The organism is Paenibacillus sp. AK002 (assembly GCF_053903045.1).
In genome coordinates, this window is sequence record NZ_CP096377.1 from 6,637,830 (window position 1) to 6,657,911 (window position 20,082).

Here is a 20,082-nt window from a genome sequence, read left to right on the forward strand (position 1 = left end):
CTTATGATGATCATCATAATGATTTATTTTTCTTATTCTAAGCAATGGGATACGATGGGTTCAGACCAACCGAACGAATCGGAGGTTATGTCTTATGGCTGAACCCGCATATTCCAAATCTCAAGAGCATGTCCGTCGTCTGGTTCGATGGACGCAGCATTCGCTGCCCGCCGCCGCAGGCGGTATTGCCTTTACCTTTGTCATCGCCCTTACCGGTTACGGATTAGCCAGCGTGCCGGGCCTTGGCTATCTTGGCCAGCTAGCCTGGGCAATTCTGATCGCCGCTGTATACCGGCAGCTGCGCGGTTACCCGGAGAGACTGCGCATCGGGATCCAATTCACGGCCAAGCGTCTGCTGCGCCTAGCGATCATTCTATATGGCCTAAAGCTGAATATCGGCGTCGTATTCCAGCAAGGCTTGGGTTTAATGCTGAGAGATGTCATCAGCGTCGTATTTGCGATCGGGCTTACACTGCTGATTGCCAAATGGCTGAAGGCCGATATGTCCCTGTCCCTTCTGCTCGGGATTGGAACAGGTGTATGCGGCGCGGCGGCCATCGCCGCCGTGTCCCCGATCGTGAAAGCCAAGGAAAAGGACACCGCGCTTGGAGCAGGGCTTATTGCCTTTCTCGGAACCATCGTCGCGATCGGTTATACCCTCATCCAGCCGCTGCTTCCCTTATCGGATACCCAATACGGCGTCTGGTCGGGCGTAAGTCTTCATGAGATCGCCCATGTGGCACTCGCAGCCGCTCCGGCAGGCGAAGATGCTCTTGCCATCAGCCTGCTTGCCAAGCTTGGCCGCGTATTTCTGCTCGTGCCGCTCAGCATCGTGCTAATGGTCTGGATGAAGCGGACCGGACGTCTACAGAGCCAAACGCGGATGGAGTTTCCCTGGTTCCTGCTTGGCTTCATCGCAGCGAGCTTGCTGGGAAGCTGGGAATTTACCGGACAACCGATCATTCCCCTGCCGATCAAGGATACGATATCCCAGGCAGCCTCCTTCATCCTTGCCATGGCGATGGTGGGACTTGGCCTGAATGTCCACTTGAAGGACATACGCGGCGCCTGGCGGCCGCTGCTGGCCATGTCCATCACCACCGTGCTGCTGATCCTGCTGACTTATGCCATGGCATAAGCAATCAGGTACCGGCCCAGTGCACGAAACGAAAAGCCATTCCCTGCTCGCGGGGGATGGCTTTTTGGCGGTGAAAGCCTCCAATCCCTTTCCATCCTCCTCGCGTTGGATTTAGACCCACTCCGGTTTTTGCAGCATGGTCAGCCCCGTCTTTTTCTTTCCATTTTAGGGTAAAACTAAAAGGGCGGGGTCTGCCCGATCCGGGGGGACGGTTTAGCTCCCCCGCTTTCTTGGGTATTTGAGCTTAGTATGCAGTCATCATGCAGATCGATCAGGATAGAGGAGATGGAAGTATGCAGCGAAATCATACGATTATGCAATTCTTCGAATGGCATGTGGCAGCCGACGGCTCCCACTGGAACCGGCTCAAGAACGCAGCGCCGGAGCTGAGCAAGGCAGGGATCGACGCGGTTTGGATTCCTCCGGTGACAAAGGCATCGTCCGCCGAGGACAATGGTTACGGCGTTTACGACCTGTATGATCTGGGAGAATTCGATCAGAAGGGAACGGTTCGCACGAAGTACGGAACCAAGCAGGAATTGGTCGATGCCATCGCGGCCTGCCAGAAGAACGGGATCGCGGTCTATGTGGATCTGGTGATGAACCATAAGGCGGGCGCCGATGAGACCGAGCGTTTCCGGGTGGTACAGGTCGACGAGATGGATCGGACCAAGGATATATCGAAGCCGTTCGAGATTGAGGGATGGACCAAATTCACGTTCCCCGGCCGGGGGAATCAATACTCTGACTTCCAATGGAACTTCACTCATTTCAATGGGACCGATTACGACGAAATCAACAAACGTTCCGGCATTTACCGCATCGTCGGCGAGAATAAATCGTGGAGCGACAAGGTGGATAATGAATTCGGCAATTACGACTACCTGATGTTTGCCAACATTGATTACAGCCATCCGGATGTGCGCAAGGAAATGATTGCATGGGGAAAATGGCTGGTGGATACGCTGCAATGCAGCGGATTCCGGCTGGATGCGATCAAGCACATCAATCATGACTTCATCAAAGAATTTGCGGCAGCCCTGAAAAAAAAGCGCGGCGATGATTTTTACATCGTGGGGGAGTTCTGGAACCCCGAGCTTCAAGACTGCCGGAATTTCCTGGATACGGTGGATTATAAAATCGATCTGTTCGACGTGTCTCTTCACTATAAACTCCAAGCGGCTTCGAAAGCCGGCCGCTCCTTCGATCTGCGGACGATTTTCGACGATACGCTCGTGCAATCACATCCGATGAATGCCGTCACGTTTGTGGACAATCACGATTCGCAGCCGCAGGAATCGCTGGAATCCTGGGTGGAGGATTGGTTCAAGCAGAGCGCTTATGCGTTGATTCTGCTGCGGAAGGACGGTTATCCTTCGGTCTTCTACGGCGATTATTACGGAATCGGCGGCGAGAACCCCATTCCCGGCAAACGGGAAGCGATTGATCCGTTGTTGTATGCCAGGGCGAATCGGGCGTACGGCGAGCAGGATGATTATTTTGACCACCCGAATACGATAGGTTGGGTCCGCCGCGGCATTCAGGAAATCGAGCACTCCGGCTGCGCGGTGGTCATCGCCAACGGCGAAGCCGGGGATAAGCGTATGTTTGTCGGCGAGCATCGCGCCGGAGAGGTATGGGTGGATCTGACCCGCACCCGGAAGGATCGCGTAACGATCGGCGAGGACGGCTTCGGGCTGTTCCCGGTGAACGGCGGCAGCGTGTCCGTCTGGGCTCACCCGGATAGCCCCGTAGAAGCGTGACAAACCGCATTAGGCATGGATATAAAAAGACCGGAAGAAATCGGCTTCCGCAGAAGCTTGCCTCCTTATGGGAAGCACCTGCAGAAGCTTTCATTCTTCCGGTTTTTTGCGTTAACAGCCAGAGCCCCCTAATCAGCCCTTAACCTGAAAACGGCGGCGCAGACCCTCGCCTAACAGGTTGAACGTGATGATCAGCAGCATCATGGCAAATGCCGGATAGACCACGAATTGGAACTTCCCTAGCCAGATGTCTGCCCGATGCTTGGACAGAATCGTCGCCCAGTTATACCCGGTCTCCACGAATTCCATGACGTAATAATTAACTTCCTTCCACTCATGACCAAGGAAGATGTTCACGATCGCAAGCTGGCCGAGCAGGAGCATGACCTTTCCCATATCCAAACAGAAGTTGACGATCACTTCGGGGAACATGACCGGGATATAGTAATTCTTCGTCAGCGTCCTCGTGCGAAGACCTAACGCGGTTCCGGCCTCCATATAAGGCTCGCTTGCCATCTTGTGGGCCTGCTGCTGAATCGTGATGGCCACTCGCCCGGCCTCGACGCTAGCCAGAATCAGAATGGCCCAGCCCATCCGCTGCTGGGAGAAGAGAAAGAACGGAAGCGCAAGCAGCAGCGCGGATGCAAAGACCGGCGGCAAATAGGAGCACAACTGGTTCCAAAAGGTGATGAGCCGGTGGGTGAACCCCTTTTTCTTGCGGGCAATCAATCCCAGGGGAACCCCAATCGCATATCGGACAGCCGTAATCGCGAGCACCAGCAGGATCGTATCCTTGGCGGTCACAACCAGCTTGCTCAGGTTATCGACCCCCCTCTTGTCCGATCCAAGCCAATTCTTTGAGGAAGGCTTATAGGGCGGAAGGGTCAGCTTCTGCTTCCCGTCCTTCATCACCCATCTGGAGGGTTCATTCTTCAAATCCTTATCGATGAAGGGCATGTAAGGCCCCGCCAGCATGACGAAAACAAAGAAAGCAAGCAAAATACCGCCTATCCATAAAGGAAAGTTCTTCAAGACGACTCACCTCATATCTTTATCGTGGATCAAAGTACTTGCGTGCCGAATGACTGATCCATTGGACGATCATGAACAGCACCATGAAGGAAAATGCGATATAAATAATGACACCCGGTTCATAATTGCCGCCGGTGCCGCTGAACGTATTGAAATCCAGTGCCAGAAACAATCTCCACGCCGCCCCTGGATAGTTGCGGTAATATTCCACCACGAGCAGGTTGGACAAGATGAAGACAAGCAGGCCCGGAAGATGGGTCAGGATGGTCGCGATGCCGTTGCGCAGCATATGTTTGTAGACAACCTTTCGGTCGCTCAGACCTTTGGCTTTAGCCAGCAGTATGTACATCTTGCCTTCCTGTGCGAGCAGCGAGGCCGACGTGATTCGGGCAATGAAGAAAATCGGGTAAATCGAGACAAGCAGCGAAGGCAGCACGAAGGCCTCCCAGCCGTCAACCGCAAAATAACGGATAGCCGGAACATGCTTAATGAGCACCCACTGTGCGATCAGCATCAGGAAAAAATCCGGAATGGACTGGAACAGCCATGTCGTCCAGTGCCCCAGCGCGCTAAATTTGGTCTTGGACAATTTGTAGTCCAGGACTCCCTTCAGAATGCCGAACACGAATCCTATGAATAAAGCGGATACAATAACGAGCAGGCTTTTGCCGACGGCTCCGAAAGCGGCCGCTTCCGAAGACTGGCCGTTATATCGCGATTCCCCTAGCGTCCCGTTCTGAATCGCCGCTGCAAAATAATCCCGGATATGCGTTACATACTCACCCAGATCAAAGGAATAATTTGTCACCCATAAATTGCTGTCCAGCGACAGATTCAGATCCCTTGGAACCAGGACGATGAGGACGATGAACATAAAAGCCAGCAGGCTGGTCACCGTCGTTTTGAGCATTTGCGTTTTTAATCTCATACCGTCCTCCCACACATGATTTCAGTAGTACCCCTCTTGGTTCATTCGATTAAGCACTTATTCTACTACTATCATACATCTCCTGAATAAGTCCAGATGAAAATACAAAATTTTACTTTTGATATTTCCGCATCAGGTATTGAAATTCATATATGGCCATGTACCTGCACTCATAAACCCTGGATGTCGCCCTATCAAATTGCAATCCGCCGTAAAAGGATATACTCTGAACTTAATACATCTCATTGGAGGAGGTTTCTACGGCGATGTCGATCTATGAATATGAAGTAAAAACGATACGCGGCGAATCCCAAACGCTGGAATCTTATAAAGGCGATGTCATGCTGATCGTCAATACGGCGACCAAATGCGGCTTTGCCCCTCAATTCGACGGTCTGGAGAAGCTGCACCAAACCTACCGCGACCAGGGATTGGCCGTTCTCGGCTTCCCCAGCAGCCAATTCATGAATCAAGAGCTGGAGGAGGATGCCGCGATAGAAGAGGCCTGCAAGCTCAATCACGGCGTCACCTTCCCGCTGTTTTCCAAGATCGATGTGAACGGCACGAACGCTCATCCGCTTTACAAATACCTGACCAGTGAAGCCCCCGGCGCACTGGGCATCAAGGCGATCAAATGGAACTTCACCAAATTTCTGGTGGACCGCAGCGGCAAGGTGATCAAGCGCTTTGCACCGACGGACACTCCAGAGAAGATGGAAGAGGATATCAAGAAGCTGCTGTAAACGGATGCAGGACAGGATCCATTCTCCGTTTGCTTTTCACCTAAAAAGGGCTAGCCCGAGGTCCATCGACCTTGGGCTAGCCCTTTATGTTATGATGCTTGGCATCGTCATGGTTATGGTATGCAGCATTGTCCGGCTGTGTTTCCAATCGCTATCCGGATGGGCCGCCAATATCAGCCTTATAACGTGCGCGGCAGCTCGCGCACCCAGACGGCCATTTCATTTTCGCCGCGGTTGCCCCATAAATAATAGGGAATAGCCTTTAATGATGCGGGAAGCATCTTTTTGGGAGAAGCACGATACAACTGCTCATCGCCCCAATCGTCAGACTCTTCAAGCCACCCGGCCCCTTCAATGACAACCGCTCCGCCGAGAAGATTCGGATCAAATCGCGAACGAAGCTTCGGATCGCCCGCGAGCGATAGCGAGGATACAGGCACTCCATGATCGACGCTTTCCAGGCAATATACGAGCGGCCCGCGCTGAATCGCGGCCTTGCCGGCATTCCCCCGTATATTCGGATTGGCTCTGACCTGATGGATCTCCATGGAGAATGCCAACTCCACGGTGTCTCCCGGCGCCCATACTCTCTTCACGCAAGCATAGCCGTCTTGAGTAATATCCTCCACGTTCATTTCTTGCCCGTTCACGCGCAAGCTGGCTTTGCCGCGCGACCAATCCGGAATGCGAAGGGCCACCGTCCACTCGACAGCCTGCTCAGGCTGAAGCGTAAGCGTAACGTCCCCGTCCCATGGCAGCGCGCTGTTCTGCATTACCTTCACAGGCACGTCCCCGAACCGCACCTCCGCTTCGCCGCCGATGTAGAGATGGGCATACAGCGTATCGTCATTCATCGTATACACGTATTCGCCCAGCGATGACAGCAGCCTTGCCACGTTCGGCGGGCAGCAGGCGCAGGCGAACCATCCCGGCCGAACCGGCTTCACATGGGCCTTGCCCGGATTATGGCGGCAGGCCGCAGGCCATACCTCAAGCGGGTTTACATAGAAGAAATGCCGCCCGTCCTGAGCCATGCTGCCAATGACCGTGTTAAACAGCGCGCGCTCCATCACGTCCGCATACTCCGATTTGGGCGACAGCTGCAGCATGCGCTGGGCAAAAAAGATCAGCCCAATGGATGCGCAGGTTTCCGAGTATACGGTATCGTTCGGGAGATCATAATCCGTCGTAAACGCCTCGCCGTGATGAGTGGAGCCGATCCCTCCGGTAATGTACATCTGTTTATGGACCATGTTGCGCCACAAGGTATCGCAAGCCTCAAGCAGAGCCGGGTCCTTCGTTCTGGCGGCCAGATCCGCCATCGCCGTGTACATATATACGGCCCGGACCGAGTGCCCGACGGCCTCCTTCTGCTCCCTAACGGGCAGATGGCTCTGATGATAAGCCAAATGCGGAGCGTGCAGCACCGAGCGATAGAAGGATTTCTTCCCGCGCTGTTCCCACTCCTGGAGGAAGAAGTGGGGTTCCGTCCCGCGCTCATCGATGAAATATTGGCTCAGGCTCAAATATCTCGGCTCTTGAGTCACCTCATACAATTTCACCAGGGCCAGCTCAATCTCCTGATGGCCGTCAAACCCATGGATTTTCCCATCTTCGGGTCCAAAAACGGTATCGATATGATCCGCCAAGCGGCACACCACGTCCAGCAGTTTCCGCTTGCCCGTCGCCCTGTAGTGAGCAACTCCGGCTTCAATCATATGACCGGCGCAGTACAGCTCATGGCAGTCCGTCAGATTGGTCCAGCGTTTTTCCGGCTCCTTCACCGTAAAATACGTATTCAGATAGCCATCCGGCTGCTGGGCGTCGGCAACCAGATCAATCAGCTCATCCACCTGTTCTTCCAGCTTCGGATCCGGATGAGTGGCCAGCGAATAAGCCGCGGCCTCAAGCCATTTGGCGACATCGCTGTCCTGAAACACCATGCCCCCGTATTCACCCTCGCCCCTGCCGGCAGCAATGCGAAAATTGGATACGCCATGGCTCGGCTCAATGCCCGGGATCCGATCATGCAGGGCCTCGTATTGGTAGGGAATCACCACTTCCCTTACCAGTTCTATGTAACTCGACCAGAAAGGGTCGGTCAGTTTCACTTGCTTAAGAGGTACGGCAGCTGAACGCGTAGTAAGAGTCATCATCTCGGATATACACTCCTTTTGGGGTTCGAATAGGATAAAGCCTCGACACTTCCCATTCTACGATCTATGATAGGATGAAAACGATAACAGAATCGACCTAATTTCTTATACGATTTCACACTTCCTTGGAGGTGTTACCATGTCGGAACAAAGCGTGCTTTCCTTCCCCTCGCTGCCGCTGCCCTACTTCCTTGAATCCGGTAAAACGCACTACATGCCGGGCGAATCGCATCCGAACCGGAGAAACCTTGGCGTCTTCGACCTCATCCTCGTTCAACGCGGCTGCTTGTTTCTGGGCGAGGAGGACCTGCAATGGGCACTACGTGCCGGGGATATGGCCGTATTGATGCCGGACGCGCACCACTACGCTGTGCAAGAGTGCCGGGAGGAAACCTCCTTTTATTGGCTGCATTTTCAGTCGGCGGCACCGAGCACTGGCGATCATGCGACGATCTCACACAATATCAAGCTGCCCAGACAAGGTCATATCCCTTATCCGGAGCAAGCCTATCAGCTGTTCGATTCCTTGCACCTTCAGGCAACGGAGCCGAGATCTACGGCATTTTGGCGTGAGCAGACCCTGTTTATCGAGCTGCTGGAGCTGCTGGATCCGTCGCGGTCCGATCAGGAGCAATCACGGGTGCGCAAAGTCGCGGAGCAGGTGGAATCCTATATCAAAATGCATTACCGCGAGCCCATCAGCAACGCACGTTTATCGACTGACCTTCATTTCCACTACAATTACCTGACGCGCTGCATGAAGGCATCGCACGGCGTGACGCCAACGGAATACTTGCTGCAGTACCGCCTGGACCAGGCGAAGCGGCTGCTCCTGACCACCCAGTGGTCCATGGCGCGGATCGCGGAGCATGTGGGGTTTCAATATCCTCCCTATTTCTCCCGCCGCTTCTCCGCGCGTTTCGGCCTGTCGCCGCTGCAATTTCGAAAGCAGTACACGGAATAAGCAGCATAAGCAGCCTCATGGGATTTGGGGGCTGCACATTGTTATATTCTTTCGTTGGATTAGCGGTGAGGGACAGCACGGCTCTTGATCGAGAGCATCGAGCCGCGCAATGCCTTCCTTGCAGCGCAAAAAGGGACAAGCCCCTTCCGGGCCCGTCCCTAGATTAATCAACTGCTAAAGGCTACGCTTCGCTTGGCAGATTAAGCTGCCAGGATACGCCGAACTTGTCCGCGATCCAGCCGAACTTTTGGCTGAATCCATAGTTATCCAGCGGCATCATCGCACCTCCGCCATCGATCAAAGCACCGTACACCTTCTCGATCTCGGCTTCGGATTCGCAAGTCAGATAGATGGAGAAGGAAGGCGTGAACGTAAACTCATGCTTCACGTTGCTGTCGATGCACATGAACGTTTGTCCCTTCAACGAAAAGGCCGCATGCATGACGCTTCCCTCGGCTCCCGGCTGATTGGGTCCATAACGGGCAATGCTGATGATTTCGGAATCCTCAATTATGGAAATGTAATGGTTCATGGCTTCTTCCGCGTTGCCCTGAAACATTAAAAACGGGGTCACACTCTTCATCGATAACACACGCTCCCTTATTCATCGGTTTAAGATGGGTAGTTTATCGTTCCTGTCTCTAACAGCTGCTTCAGCCCCTCAAACATATAACCCCAACCATGTTCGGTTTGGTCATGGTATTCTGTCAGCGCTTTTTCAATATCCTCTGCGGTCCAGTCTTCCTCATGAGGGACAACGATCTCCTGGGAGAACGTCATTTCGCATCCCGCGTCCACGGCTTTGAACTCCACCGTAATGCGGTCCACGGTGTCGCTGAACTGGGGCATCTTGAAGGTGAGCACCAGCTTGCGCGGCCGGTCTATGACCAGATACTCTCCAATGGCCCGGTACTCCTTGCCTTCCCTCACGTCAACAATCTCCCAGCTTCCGCCCACGCGCGGGTCGTTGCGGGCGATTTTGTTCGTTGTTTCCATCGTAAACAACCATTTCCTCATCATGTCGGGATTTAACCAAGCATCAAATACTCTTTCCGGTGCTGCCTCAAATCGACGTTTCATGATCAGCGTGGTAGTGGAGGCGTTATCCAATGTTAATCATCCTTCTCTTATCAAAAGTGGTATTGCGTCTATTTCCCTGCGTTACTCATCGTTGTCCAGGATGTTCAGCGGTATTCCTAAGGATTCTTCTAGTGCTCCTCCCTCTTCGCTTTGTTCAGCTCGCGTTCAAGCGCATCAAATTGTCGGTTCCAGAATCGTTCGTAGAATCGCAGCCATTCCATCGCTCTTGACATGACGCCCGGATTCAGACGACAGGTATGCGTCCGTCCATGGATGGACCGTTCGAGCAGGCCGGAGCGCTCCAGCACCTTGATATGCTTGGAGGCTGCCGCAAGCGACATGTCAAACGGTTCAGCCAGCTCAGATACCGTCCATTCCTGCGATGCGATCATGCGCACCATCTCTCTTCGGGTCGGGTCAGCTAGAGCATGGAAGATCTGATCCAGTTGTTCTTCATTATTTTGTTCAACCATATGGTTAACTATAATGGGCAAATTTCATAAAGTCAACCATTCGGTTGAATATAGAACAAAAAAAGCCAAGCCCTTCGTATAAAGAGCCTGACCATAGCCATTCGAATAATGCGTCAGCAGCCCGCTTGGGCAGCGGATCAGGGGGACTGCCCATTTTTTTATCCGATAATCTCTTCCAGCAGCCGCTCGAGCTCTCCGTAACTCGCAACGGTATGCTGCGGCCGATGCTCCGATTCCGGCCCCACGCTCCGGTGATTGAACCAAATTACATGCCAGCCTGCAGCCAGGGCTCCGACCACGTCATTGCGCCATGAGTCCCCGACGTAATAAGAGTTCTCCGGCTTCGTCCCGGTCTGCCTGTTCACATGGTGGAAGATCCGCGGATCGGGCTTGTCCCAGCCGACGGCACCGGATACGAATAGCCGATCCTCCGGTATCAGGCCGCCCAGCTTCATCGCCGCGATTTTGTTCATCTGGTGTTCGGCCGGGCCATTGGTAATCAGGCCTACGACATGCCCGGCATCCGCCAGTTTCATCAGAAGCTCCCGGGCGCCCTCAAACATCGTGATGTTATACTGCAGGTCCAGATACGTCTGCTGTACCGCTTCGGCCTCCTCAAGAGTCAGTCGTACGCCGAATTCGGCCAGCGCTAACTGGAACCGGCGTCTGCGCATATCCTCGACCGCATCCCCGTAAGCTGCCGTTCCGGCTCCTCCCAGCTCGACGGACAGCTTGTCGCTGTAATAGCGCATCCGGTGGTAGGCGGCTTCATAAGGAAACGCCTCATCGGGACTGGCAATCTCCTGCACGGCCTCGCGAAAAGGCGCCAGATGGTCATACAATGTATCATCCACATCGAAGAAGATCCCCTTCGGTGCTGTTGGTGTCTTCATGTTCATCCCTCTTCCTCATTCGATTCCTCTATTGTACCCGCATCGGCATTACCCGGGTCAAGCCCGTCTGTTAATAAGTTCCTTTCCTATGATATGATGGCATTACAGCGGCAGAAACCGGCGATTGGAGCCTTCGTCCGTAATTGCGCAAGCCAAGAAAGCACCTTTTGTTATGCCTGATGCCTGATTCATGTACCCGGATAAGGAGATGAGTAACGATGACCAAGGATATGACCGAAGTGTGGAGCAAGGATTTTGTTCCGGAGGGAAACCGTGCCAGCAACGTGGATCGTTTTACCGGCTTTGAGGATACCTACGACCAGCATCGCCCCGAAGCCCCCCAGGAGGTTGTCGCCCTGCTGACAGGGTATTTGGAACGCAAGCCCTCTGTCGTCGTCGACTTGGGATGCGGAACGGGGCTTTCCTCCTTTGCATGGAAAGACGCGGCGGATCAAGTCATCGGGGTTGAGCCGAATGATGATATGCGCGGCAAAGCCGTCGCCAAATTGCAAACGCTGGAACAGGAAGCACGCAGCAGCGGCGCGGATATCGCCGACATCAAGTTCGTCTCCGGCTATTCCAACCAATTGGCGCTGAAGGATCAGTCCGCCGACATCATCACCTGTTCCCAATCCTTTCACTGGATGGACCCGGCCAGCACATTGAAGGAGGTCTCCCGCGTTCTGCGTGACGAAGGGATATTCGCGGTATATGATTGCGATTGGCCGCCGAGCCTGACCTGGAAAGTGGAGCAAGCCTATCATGGGCTGATTGAACGGGCAGAGGCCATCATCGACGACCATGTGGAGCCTCAGGAGCAGGCCAATAAAGGAAATAAGAACGAGCATCTGAAGCATATCCGGGAAAGCGGACTGTTCCGGTTCTCCAAAGAGATCGTGTTCCACCATATGGAGCCGTTCACCGCCGACCGGTATACCGGCCTTGCCGTCAGCCAAGGCGGCATCCAGACCGTATTCAAGCTGAAACCAAACGAATTGAACGACAACATCGCGCAGTTCCATGCGCTGGTCGAGGAGCATTTCCAGGGGCGGACGCTTCCCGTGATGCTCAGCTACCGCATGCGGCTTGGCATTAAATAAAACAAGAAGCATCGAAGAGATAATCCCGAGGTCCTCGAGCATCCTGCGGGGAGGGATTTGAAATATCACGGGCGCGGCTGAGCGGTTGGGGTTTCACCCGAACCATCTCAGAGCGCCTTTTTCATTAGCGAATCGTCAGCTCATCCTATTCCCTAGACGACTCACTCCTAAACAAGGAAGTCATGAGCCGGATGATATTCTCCGACGTTCTCTCCACGTTCTGCCGTCCGTTGTGAAGCGCCTCCGATAGCGTAACAGCGCCTGGCACGATGCCAAAAATAGCGTCTATCCCCTGATCATACAGAACGTCGATTCCGTCACCGATCCGCCCGGTAAGCGCGATAACAGGCTTGCCGTGCTTTTTCGCCACCATCGCAACACCCAGCGGGGTTTTGCCGTACTGCGTCTGAAAGTCCATCCCGCCTTCGCCGGTCCACACCATATCCGCCATGCGCACTTTCTCCTCAAGTCCCGTATAGTCGATGACCAGTTCAATGCCCTTTTTCAGCGTCCCGTTCAGGAATACCATAAGGCCCCCGCCAAGACCGCCTGCCGCGCCGGCGCCGGGGTAATCGGCGATATCTTTGCCTAACTGCTGCTTGATCACTCCGGCGTAATTCCGAAGATTGCGATCCAGCTGCTCGATTATCTCCGGCGTTGCCCCCTTTTGCGATCCAAATACATGAGAGGCTCCCGTCTTCCCGCAGAGGGGATTGGTCACATCGCAAGCGACCTCGACCTCGACGTGATGCAGCCGCGAATCCAAGCCGCTTAAGTCAAAGCTTGCAAGACGACAGAGCTCCCCACCACCAAAAGCAAGCTCCTTCCCTTCCGCATCCAGCAGTCTGCCGCCGAGCGCCTGAACAACCCCGGCTCCGCCATCGTTTGTCGCGCTGCCGCCAATGCCGATCAGCAGTCGGTTCACGCCATGGTCCAGACAGGCCTTGATCAGTTCGCCCGTTCCATAGGTTGTTGTCACCAGCGGATTGCGCTGGGCCGGCGGGACCAAATGAATCCCGCTTGCGCTGGCCATTTCCAGCACTCCGGTGCTGCCATCGCCCGAAATGCCGTAGGATGCCTCCACCTCATTACCCAGTGGTCCCGTCACCTTTACGGTATGTACCGTACCGCCCGTGGCGTCAACGAGCGATTGCATCGTGCCCTCACCGCCGTCGGCCATGGGCACATGGATACAGGTCACATGCGGGTTTCCCTTCTTGATGCCGCTTTCCATCGCTTCGCAGACTTCTTTGGCAGTCATGCTCTCTTTAAATGAATCGGGCGCCAGTACAATCACATAATCCTGCTTCATCGTTATCCCCTGCCTTCCTTCATCATTTTATGTATACACCCGTCACCCCAATTCGCGGGAACGGTTTTCACCCGGCGCGACATGGGCAACGGCCTGCATATGCTCGAAATGGCCGCTCGAACCCCGTTTACGCGATAGCAGAGTGCCGACGATGCCGCCGGCGAACCCAATCGGAATGGAGACGATGCCCGGATGCTTAAGCGGGAAGATCGCTTCCGCCCGAATCCAGCCTGCCACAGGGTCCATTACATTGGGCCCGACAGCCATGAGCAGCAAAGAAGACGAGAGGCCGGCCGTAATGCTCGATATGGCGCCTTGCGTATTAAATCTTCGCCAAAATAGCGTGAACAGCAGCACCGGCAGGTTAGCCGAGGCGGCAACCGCGAAAGCAAACGACACGAGGAACGCCACGTTCAGCGTCTGCGCCCCGAGCGCAAGCACGATCGAAGCCGCGCCAACGACGATGGCCGAAAGCTTGGCCACCCTCATCTGCTGCGCCTCGGTCGCCCGTCCGCTGCGGAAGATGCTGCTGTAGACGTCATGGGCAAACGCCGAGGAGGCCGTCAGCACAAGCCCGGAGATCACGGCCAGTATCGTAGCGAAGGCAACGGCGGATACAAAGGCCATTAGGAATTCGCCGCCCAGCTCGCTTGCGAGCAGCGGGGCCGCCAGCTCCACCCGCTCGGACAATATGGACCAATCAACGAAGGCAGCCGCCCCAAAGCCAAGAAAAATCGTCATGGCGTAAAAGACGCCGATCGTAAACGTCGCCGTTCTGACCGAAGCACGGACCGTACGCGGGTCCCTTACCGTGTAAAAGCGTGCAATAATATGCGGCAGTCCCGCTGTCCCTAACACCAGCGCCATATTAAACGACAGCATGTCCAGCGGATGGTCAAACATGTTGCCCGCCATCAGAAACCGCTCCTGCAATGGGGTCGCCCTCTTCATGGATTCAAATAAACCAAGCAGATCCCAATCGAACCTTGCCAGCACGATGAGGCTCACGATAAAGGTGCTGCTCACCAGCAAAATGGATTTGACGATCTGCACCCAGGAAGTCGCGAGCATGCCGCCAAACGTCACGTAGACGGTCATTAAGCCGCCGACCAGCACGATGGCGAGCGACGTCTCCAGCCCGAACAGCAAATGGACGAGCCACCCGGCGCCGACGAGCTGGGCGATCATATAGAAGACGGTGATCATCATGTTATTGACGGCGATGCATCCGCGAAGCCGTTTCTCGCCGAACCGGACCGCCACCGCATCCGCCATCGTATACCTGCCCAGGTTATGAAGGGGCTCGGCGATGATGTACTGCACGATCACATAGGAGGCAAGGAAGCCGATCGAATAGAAGAAGCCGTCGAAGCCGTACACCGCAATGGAGCCCGCGATGCCAAGGAAGGAAGCCGCGCTCATATAGTCACCGGAAATGGCCAAGCCGTTTTGCAGCCCGCTCAGGCGATTGCCCGCTGCATAGAAATCATTCGTGTTTGTTGTTCGCTTGGCGGCATAATACGTAATCATTAACGTGCCGACCACAATCGCCAGAAAAAAAACGATGCCGGATATGTTCACTTGTCTGCCTCCTTCCGCCATGGCCCCAAAATGCTATTGCTTTTATTTTACGATAAAATGGCAAAAAAAGGGCGACTCCCTTCGCTGTTAACCAGCGGAGTACACCCTTTTTTCCATAAGAAGCCGTTGTTGGGTTTACGCGCCCGTATTCGCTTTAACCAACACTTCGGCATACTTCGCCTCATCCTTGGAAGAAGAGAGCAGCGTGCCGACATAGGCTGCCAGGAAGCCAAGCGGAATGGAGACGATGCCCGGGTTGCTCATCGGGAAGATCGGATCGCCTACCAAAATCGCTTTCCCGGCCGGATCCCATATATTCGGGCTAAGGGCCACGAGAATCACCGTGCTGATCAAACCCGTCAGCATCCCTGTGACTGCGCCCGTCGTATTAAATCTCTTCCAGAACACTGTGAAGAGAATGACCGGTAAATTCGCGCTGGCTGCAACGGCGAAGGCCAGCGAGACCAGAAACGCCACGTTCATCTTCTGGGCGAACAACGCAAGCAGGATCGAGACGACGGATACGCCGATCGAAGCGTAGCGCGCCATCTTCAGCTGCTCCTTCTCGGACGATTCGCCGCGGCGCACGATTTGGCCGTAGAAATCATGGGCGAAGGCCGATGCGGCGGACAGCACAAGCCCCGTAACCACCGCGAGGATCGTCGCGAAAGCAACCGCCGAGATGAGCGCGAACAGGAAATCGCCGCCGATCGCTTTGGCCAGGAGCGGCGCTGCCATGTTGCCCGCTTTATCGACCTCGGTAATATCGGCCGCGCCTACGAAGGCGGCTGCCCCGAACCCGAGAAAGATCGTCATCACATAGAAGATGCCGATAATCCAGGTGGCGTATACCACGGAGCTGCGCGCCGTCTTCGCATCCTTAACGGTAAAGAAACGGGTCAAAATATGCGGCAGACCTGCCGTGCCGAGTACCAGGGCAAGGTTGAGGGACAGCGTCTCGAGCGGGATTTTGTATTTATTCCCCGGGTTCAGGAAGGCCTCCTGCAGCGGGGTGGCCGTCTTCATATGGTGGAACATCTGGGTCAGGCTGAAATCGAATTTGGCGAATACGATCAGCGAGATGATGAACGTGCCGGCCATGAGCAGCACAGCTTTCGAGATTTGAACCCAGCTTGTCGCATGCATGCCGCCGAAGACAACGTAGATGGTCATGAGCACGCCCACAATCAATACGGACGTGACATAGTCCAGGCCTAACAACAGCTTAATCAGCGCGCCCGCTCCAACCAGCTGCGCGATCATGTAGAAGATGGAGATGGAAATCGTGTTCAATGCTGCCACGCCCCGCACCTTCTTATCGGAGAAACGGGCGGCAATCATGTCCGCCACTGTATACTTGCCGAGGTTCCGCAGCGGCTCGGCGACAAGGTACAGCACCACCAGGTAAGCCACGAGGAAACCGATGCTGTAGAAGAAGCCGTCAAAGCCGACTAACGCGATCGAGCCTGCGATCCCGAGGAAGGAGGCCGCAGACATATAGTCGCCGGCAATGGCTGTCCCGTTCTGCCAGCCCTTGAGTCCTCCGCCTGCCGTATAGAAATCGCTCGTGTTGGTCGTTTTCTTGGCAGCGTAATACGTAATGATCAGCGTAAGCAGTACAATTCCGCAAAACAACGCAATAGCCATGTCGATTACGCCCCCATATCCTTTTTGATATCGTCTACCATTCGGTCAAACTGGGCCGCCTTGCGGGAGTAGAGAATGCACAGAACCCATGTCATGACGAATTGGGCGAAGGCAAATACCCATGCCCAGGTGATCGGGCCGATCGCCGGGTGATTCAACACGTCGGTGTACGAAGTAAGGATCGGCAGCGCAAAATAAAACAGAAGAAAAAAGACGGTCATCGGAATAATGAACCGTTTCTTGCGGGAGAGCAGCGTTTTGAATTTTTCGGAATGCCATACTTCGGTATAGCTTTTTTCTTCCATTGCCTTTCCCTCCATTAACGATCAGGATCTATTGCGTCTTTCATCAATGAAAGCGCTTTATAATGATTATATACGGGAGGATCGACATCGACCACAGCTCCTGCGCGAAACGTCCGGCAGGGTGCGCGAAAGGGCGGATATGCCGCCCGAACCGGGAGGCAACCGCCATACTTGAACGCTATTCTTTGTCCTTTTTCAAACCTCCCTAAGCAACCGGAACAAATCCCGTGCAGCCTCCCGGGACAATGGAATCATCGACCGCTGCTCATCCTTCAGCACGATATTATAAGCCCCATTCTGCCAAGGGGAGAGCTCCGCGATCCAGTTCACGTTAACCAGATAACTGCGATGAGGGCGAAAGAATGAGTAACCCGCAAGCTTCTCCTCCAGCTCCTGCAGGGTGCTTTTGATCGTAATCCGCTGGCCTTCCGCCGTCCATACGCGAATGACACGTTCCTCGCGCACCGCGTACAGGATCGTCTCGGGATCAACCAGCACATGTTTATCCCCGTCGTCGAACAGAAGTTTGCCGCGCATGCTGCGGGCGGCAGCCTCCGTGGATGGATAGGAAGCGGCCTGAATAGCATCTTGAGCCTCCTGTTTCGGGAAGGCTTTCCCTTCCTGAATCCTGCTTCGAATTCGCTGCAGGGTTTCCTTCAATCGCATATGGCTGTAAGGCTTCAGCAGGTAATCGATCGCGTTCAGGCCAAACGCTTCAACGGCATACTCGTCGTAGGCCGTCGTAAACACAATCAAGGGCGAGATCGGGGAGGCCTTCAGCATGCGCGCAGCCTGCAATCCTTCCAGCTCCGGCATATGAACGTCGAGAAAGACGACATCCGGCTGCCGCAAGGGGACAAGCTCCAGCAGCTCCCGTCCGTTCGCGGCATGCGGAAGCAGCTCGATATCGGGCTCCTGTTCCAGCAGGTAAGCCAGCTCCTCCCTTGCCAATCGTTCGTCTTCCGCTATCATCGTTTTAATTCGCTTCACGGTACCGGCTCCCTTCCGACAAGCTGCAGGGGATGCTGAAGGATATGCTGCAGCCGCCCTCTGCAAGATTCTCCACGATAAGTCTGGCCTCCTTGCCAAACATGCTGATTAAACGCTGATTGATATTGTAAATGCCGTTTCCCGTACCCTCGCTGCCGATGATCGGTTGATCGCCTAGGCTGTCCAGCACTTCCGGCGAAATGCCGATCCCGTTGTCCCGCAGTTGAATAACCGCCATATCACCGGCCCGGCTTAGGGTCAGCCGAATGACGCCTCCGCTCGCTTTGTCGCGCAGGCCGTGCTTGATGCTGTTCTCCACCAGCATTTGCAGCGTCGCCGGCGGAATCATAAGCTCGCCAAGCGCGGGATCGAGCCGGCACTCAAACGTGAACTGATCCTCGAACCGGATCTGTATAATGTCCAGATAGGCATTCAACAGCTCCATCTCCTCGCGAATGGTCGTTCTGCGGGAAGCCATGACCTTGACGTTCAGGCGCATGAACGCCCCCAGCTGCATCGTCGCATGTCGTGCCAGCAGCGGATCGGTGCGGATCAACGAATGAATCGCATTGAGGGTATTGAATAGAAAGTGCGGATTGATCTGGGCCTGCAGCAGCTTGAGCTCCGCCTCTTTCATTAAATGGCTCATCTTCTCGTGTGCGGTGGCCCCGAGCTGATAGGAAATCAGCTGTCCCAGCCCCTGGGCCATCACCAGCTCGACGCGCCGGATATCCTCCGGCCGCTTGAAGTAGAATTGAATGACGCCCACGACCTGGCCTGCCTCTATGATCGGGACAAGGATGGCGGCGCCGAGCGCCGGATGCCGGGGCTGGATCTCTTCCGCATTCTCGATGATCCGAAGCTCGCCGGTCGCGATGACGCTCTTGGTCAAGTCCGATTGGATCTCTTCTCCGGGATCAAGGGTACGGCTTGCTGTGCCGGCATGGGCCAGGAACCGCTCCGTATCGGTAATGGCGACGGCCGCTGTTTTCAGCTCTCGCAGCAGCAAGGCCGCCACGGCCTGAGCCGTACGGTACGTCAGTCCCTGCTTCAGATGCGGGAGCGCCGATTCCGCGATATGGAATGCCTTCTCCGTCTCATACGCGGCTGCACGTTCCTCCTCGGTGAGCGCGACCCTCAGCATCGTCGTAAAGATTGCAATGGAGATGCTGTTCGTCAGCACCATCGGCAGGCCGATCAGGTTGACCAGTTCCACTGCACGATCCGGCTCATCCGCACAGATCAAAATCATCCCCATGAGCAGGATCGGAGCGAACATGCCGACAAATAACGCTTTCGCCGGCGAGATGACCCGCTCCTGCGAGAAGAATCGGGCCACGCCTCCTGCGAGCGCTCCCGTTAACGGCACGGCGATTGCGCCTGCCAGCCCCGTGGCACCGCCGATATACAGGAGGTGGGCTCCTGCCAGGAGCCCGCCCCCGATGCCAACGCGGGGACCGCCGATCAGTCCGCCGATCACCACCCCGACCAGGGCAGAGTGGGCCAGCGCCTGCTCCCCGGTCAGCCGCATCAGCCAGAAGGAGGAACTGGACTCGCCGTTCTCCACGACAACGCCAGCATAGGTCCCCAGGATGCCGAAGAGCCCGAATAGGCCGGAATAGATGAACATCCGCATGCCGGACATCTCTTTGCGGTCCAGCAATTGGCGGAACAGCGGAATTCTCGTCAGTATAAAAGTCAGGATGAGCAGCATGCCCATCCGTTCGAACAAATGCAGCGTCAGCTCCTGCATGGACATCCCTCTTTTTTGATGGACTTCGAATCGAATCCTCATCTGACGTTCGGTAACGCTGTAGATACGGAAAGAACACCTTTGAATACGGTTTCATTTTTGCAAGAAAGATTATATAGCATGGTGTGGATTTGGACAATAAAAAGGCATAACATGAAACTAATGTAAAAAAATGCATGAAGGAGGGGAGGATATTCACGGCTTGGCGAGCGCGCAAAAAAACC

General features: G+C 54.9%; 18 protein-coding genes. 5 read left to right on the plus strand and 13 right to left on the minus strand.

The features are described from left to right. Positions 1-94: 94 nt before the first annotated feature. Together M1D70_RS29965 and M1D70_RS29970 are read left to right on the plus strand one after the other, a co-directional pair. Positions 95-1,138 carry a YeiH family protein gene (locus M1D70_RS29965; RefSeq protein ID WP_456288667.1) on the plus strand — a complete coding sequence of 348 codons (1,044 nt, stop codon included), beginning with the start codon at positions 95-97 and terminating at the stop codon, positions 1,136-1,138. Positions 1,139-1,431: 293 nt separating this feature from the next. Beyond that, the gene (locus tag M1D70_RS29970; protein WP_456288668.1) at positions 1,432-2,901 is read left to right on the plus strand and encodes an alpha-amylase; all 1,470 of its coding nucleotides are present in this window, start codon (positions 1,432-1,434) and stop codon (positions 2,899-2,901) included. Positions 2,902-3,033: 132 nt separating this feature from the next. On the opposite strand, the gene M1D70_RS29975 is transcribed toward M1D70_RS29970, so the two are convergent. Both M1D70_RS29975 and M1D70_RS29980 read right to left on the minus strand, forming a co-directional pair. Further along, on the minus strand, positions 3,034-3,933 hold the full coding sequence (locus M1D70_RS29975; RefSeq protein WP_456288669.1) for an ABC transporter permease subunit: 900 nt from the start codon (positions 3,931-3,933) through the stop codon (positions 3,034-3,036). A 19-nt stretch (positions 3,934-3,952) separates the two neighbouring features. Further along, the gene (locus M1D70_RS29980) at positions 3,953-4,861 is read right to left on the minus strand and encodes an ABC transporter permease subunit (RefSeq protein WP_009593013.1); all 909 of its coding nucleotides are present in this window, start codon (positions 4,859-4,861) and stop codon (positions 3,953-3,955) included. Between the two features lie 266 nt (positions 4,862-5,127). Between M1D70_RS29980 and M1D70_RS29985 the strand changes: the two genes are divergently transcribed. Further along, complete coding sequence (locus M1D70_RS29985; protein WP_009592987.1) at positions 5,128-5,604, plus strand: glutathione peroxidase; 477 nt, start codon at positions 5,128-5,130, stop codon at positions 5,602-5,604. Positions 5,605-5,783: 179 nt separating this feature from the next. On the opposite strand, the gene M1D70_RS29990 is transcribed toward M1D70_RS29985, so the two are convergent. Further along, the gene (locus tag M1D70_RS29990; RefSeq protein WP_456288670.1) at positions 5,784-7,760 is read right to left on the minus strand and encodes a glycoside hydrolase family 127 protein; all 1,977 of its coding nucleotides are present in this window, start codon (positions 7,758-7,760) and stop codon (positions 5,784-5,786) included. Positions 7,761-7,899: 139 nt separating this feature from the next. On the opposite strand from M1D70_RS29990, the gene M1D70_RS29995 reads away from it, so the two are divergent. After that, positions 7,900-8,724 carry a helix-turn-helix domain-containing protein gene (locus M1D70_RS29995; protein ID WP_456288671.1) on the plus strand — a complete coding sequence of 275 codons (825 nt, stop codon included), beginning with the start codon at positions 7,900-7,902 and terminating at the stop codon, positions 8,722-8,724. Between the two features lie 181 nt (positions 8,725-8,905). On the opposite strand, the gene M1D70_RS30000 is transcribed toward M1D70_RS29995, so the two are convergent. The 4 genes from M1D70_RS30000 to M1D70_RS30015 form a co-directional block, all read right to left on the minus strand. Beyond that, on the minus strand, positions 8,906-9,307 hold the full coding sequence (locus M1D70_RS30000) for a VOC family protein (protein ID WP_456288672.1): 402 nt from the start codon (positions 9,305-9,307) through the stop codon (positions 8,906-8,908). A 29-nt stretch (positions 9,308-9,336) separates the two neighbouring features. Beyond that, positions 9,337-9,834: an SRPBCC domain-containing protein gene (locus M1D70_RS30005; protein WP_433941731.1), complete on the minus strand. Its 498-nt coding sequence runs from the start codon at positions 9,832-9,834 to the stop codon at positions 9,337-9,339. A 98-nt stretch (positions 9,835-9,932) separates the two neighbouring features. Next, positions 9,933-10,277 carry an ArsR/SmtB family transcription factor gene (locus M1D70_RS30010; RefSeq protein WP_456288673.1) on the minus strand — a complete coding sequence of 115 codons (345 nt, stop codon included), beginning with the start codon at positions 10,275-10,277 and terminating at the stop codon, positions 9,933-9,935. Positions 10,278-10,435: 158 nt separating this feature from the next. Continuing rightward, complete coding sequence (locus tag M1D70_RS30015; protein WP_009593002.1) at positions 10,436-11,176, minus strand: HAD family hydrolase; 741 nt, start codon at positions 11,174-11,176, stop codon at positions 10,436-10,438. Between the two features lie 212 nt (positions 11,177-11,388). Between M1D70_RS30015 and M1D70_RS30020 the strand changes: the two genes are divergently transcribed. After that, the gene (locus tag M1D70_RS30020; protein WP_456288674.1) at positions 11,389-12,270 is read left to right on the plus strand and encodes a class I SAM-dependent methyltransferase; all 882 of its coding nucleotides are present in this window, start codon (positions 11,389-11,391) and stop codon (positions 12,268-12,270) included. A 145-nt stretch (positions 12,271-12,415) separates the two neighbouring features. On the opposite strand, the gene M1D70_RS30025 is transcribed toward M1D70_RS30020, so the two are convergent. The 6 genes from M1D70_RS30025 to M1D70_RS30050 form a co-directional block, all read right to left on the minus strand. After that, positions 12,416-13,582: a glycerate kinase family protein gene (locus M1D70_RS30025; RefSeq protein ID WP_456288675.1), complete on the minus strand. Its 1,167-nt coding sequence runs from the start codon at positions 13,580-13,582 to the stop codon at positions 12,416-12,418. A 42-nt stretch (positions 13,583-13,624) separates the two neighbouring features. Beyond that, positions 13,625-15,163, minus strand: coding sequence for a solute symporter family protein (locus M1D70_RS30030; protein ID WP_009593026.1), 1,539 nt, complete (start codon positions 15,161-15,163; stop codon positions 13,625-13,627). Positions 15,164-15,298: 135 nt separating this feature from the next. Beyond that, the gene (locus tag M1D70_RS30035; RefSeq protein ID WP_009593011.1) at positions 15,299-16,810 is read right to left on the minus strand and encodes a solute symporter family protein; all 1,512 of its coding nucleotides are present in this window, start codon (positions 16,808-16,810) and stop codon (positions 15,299-15,301) included. Positions 16,811-16,815: 5 nt separating this feature from the next. Beyond that, complete coding sequence (locus M1D70_RS30040; RefSeq protein ID WP_009593006.1) at positions 16,816-17,115, minus strand: DUF485 domain-containing protein; 300 nt, start codon at positions 17,113-17,115, stop codon at positions 16,816-16,818. 195 nt (positions 17,116-17,310) lie between these two features. Next, positions 17,311-18,105, minus strand: coding sequence for a LytR/AlgR family response regulator transcription factor (locus tag M1D70_RS30045; RefSeq protein WP_456288676.1), 795 nt, complete (start codon positions 18,103-18,105; stop codon positions 17,311-17,313). After that, positions 18,092-19,858: a LytS/YhcK type 5TM receptor domain-containing protein gene (locus M1D70_RS30050; RefSeq protein ID WP_009593019.1), complete on the minus strand. Its 1,767-nt coding sequence runs from the start codon at positions 19,856-19,858 to the stop codon at positions 18,092-18,094. Before M1D70_RS30050 ends, M1D70_RS30045 begins: the two co-directional genes overlap by 14 nt. Between the last annotated feature and the right edge of the window lie 224 nt (positions 19,859-20,082).

Excerpts from the sequence above, each read along its gene's own strand:
- M1D70_RS29965 (WP_456288667.1), top strand. The coding sequence starts at position 95 with ATGGCTGAACCCGCATATTCCAAATCTCAAGAGCATGTCCGTCGTCTG.
- M1D70_RS29970 (WP_456288668.1), top strand. The coding sequence starts at position 1,432 with ATGCAGCGAAATCATACGATTATGCAATTCTTCGAATGGCATGTGGCA.
- M1D70_RS29980 (WP_009593013.1), bottom strand. The coding sequence starts at position 4,861 with ATGAGATTAAAAACGCAAATGCTCAAAACGACGGTGACCAGCCTGCTG.
- M1D70_RS29985 (WP_009592987.1), top strand. The coding sequence starts at position 5,128 with ATGTCGATCTATGAATATGAAGTAAAAACGATACGCGGCGAATCCCAA.
- M1D70_RS29990 (WP_456288670.1), bottom strand. The coding sequence starts at position 7,760 with ATGATGACTCTTACTACGCGTTCAGCTGCCGTACCTCTTAAGCAAGTG.
- M1D70_RS29995 (WP_456288671.1), top strand. The coding sequence starts at position 7,900 with ATGTCGGAACAAAGCGTGCTTTCCTTCCCCTCGCTGCCGCTGCCCTAC.
- M1D70_RS30000 (WP_456288672.1), bottom strand. The coding sequence starts at position 9,307 with ATGAAGAGTGTGACCCCGTTTTTAATGTTTCAGGGCAACGCGGAAGAA.
- M1D70_RS30010 (WP_456288673.1), bottom strand. The coding sequence starts at position 10,277 with ATGGTTGAACAAAATAATGAAGAACAACTGGATCAGATCTTCCATGCT.
- M1D70_RS30015 (WP_009593002.1), bottom strand. The coding sequence starts at position 11,176 with ATGAACATGAAGACACCAACAGCACCGAAGGGGATCTTCTTCGATGTG.
- M1D70_RS30020 (WP_456288674.1), top strand. The coding sequence starts at position 11,389 with ATGACCAAGGATATGACCGAAGTGTGGAGCAAGGATTTTGTTCCGGAG.
- M1D70_RS30025 (WP_456288675.1), bottom strand. The coding sequence starts at position 13,582 with ATGAAGCAGGATTATGTGATTGTACTGGCGCCCGATTCATTTAAAGAG.
- M1D70_RS30035 (WP_009593011.1), bottom strand. The coding sequence starts at position 16,810 with ATGGCTATTGCGTTGTTTTGCGGAATTGTACTGCTTACGCTGATCATT.
- M1D70_RS30040 (WP_009593006.1), bottom strand. The coding sequence starts at position 17,115 with ATGGAAGAAAAAAGCTATACCGAAGTATGGCATTCCGAAAAATTCAAA.
- M1D70_RS30050 (WP_009593019.1), bottom strand. The coding sequence starts at position 19,858 with ATGCAGGAGCTGACGCTGCATTTGTTCGAACGGATGGGCATGCTGCTC.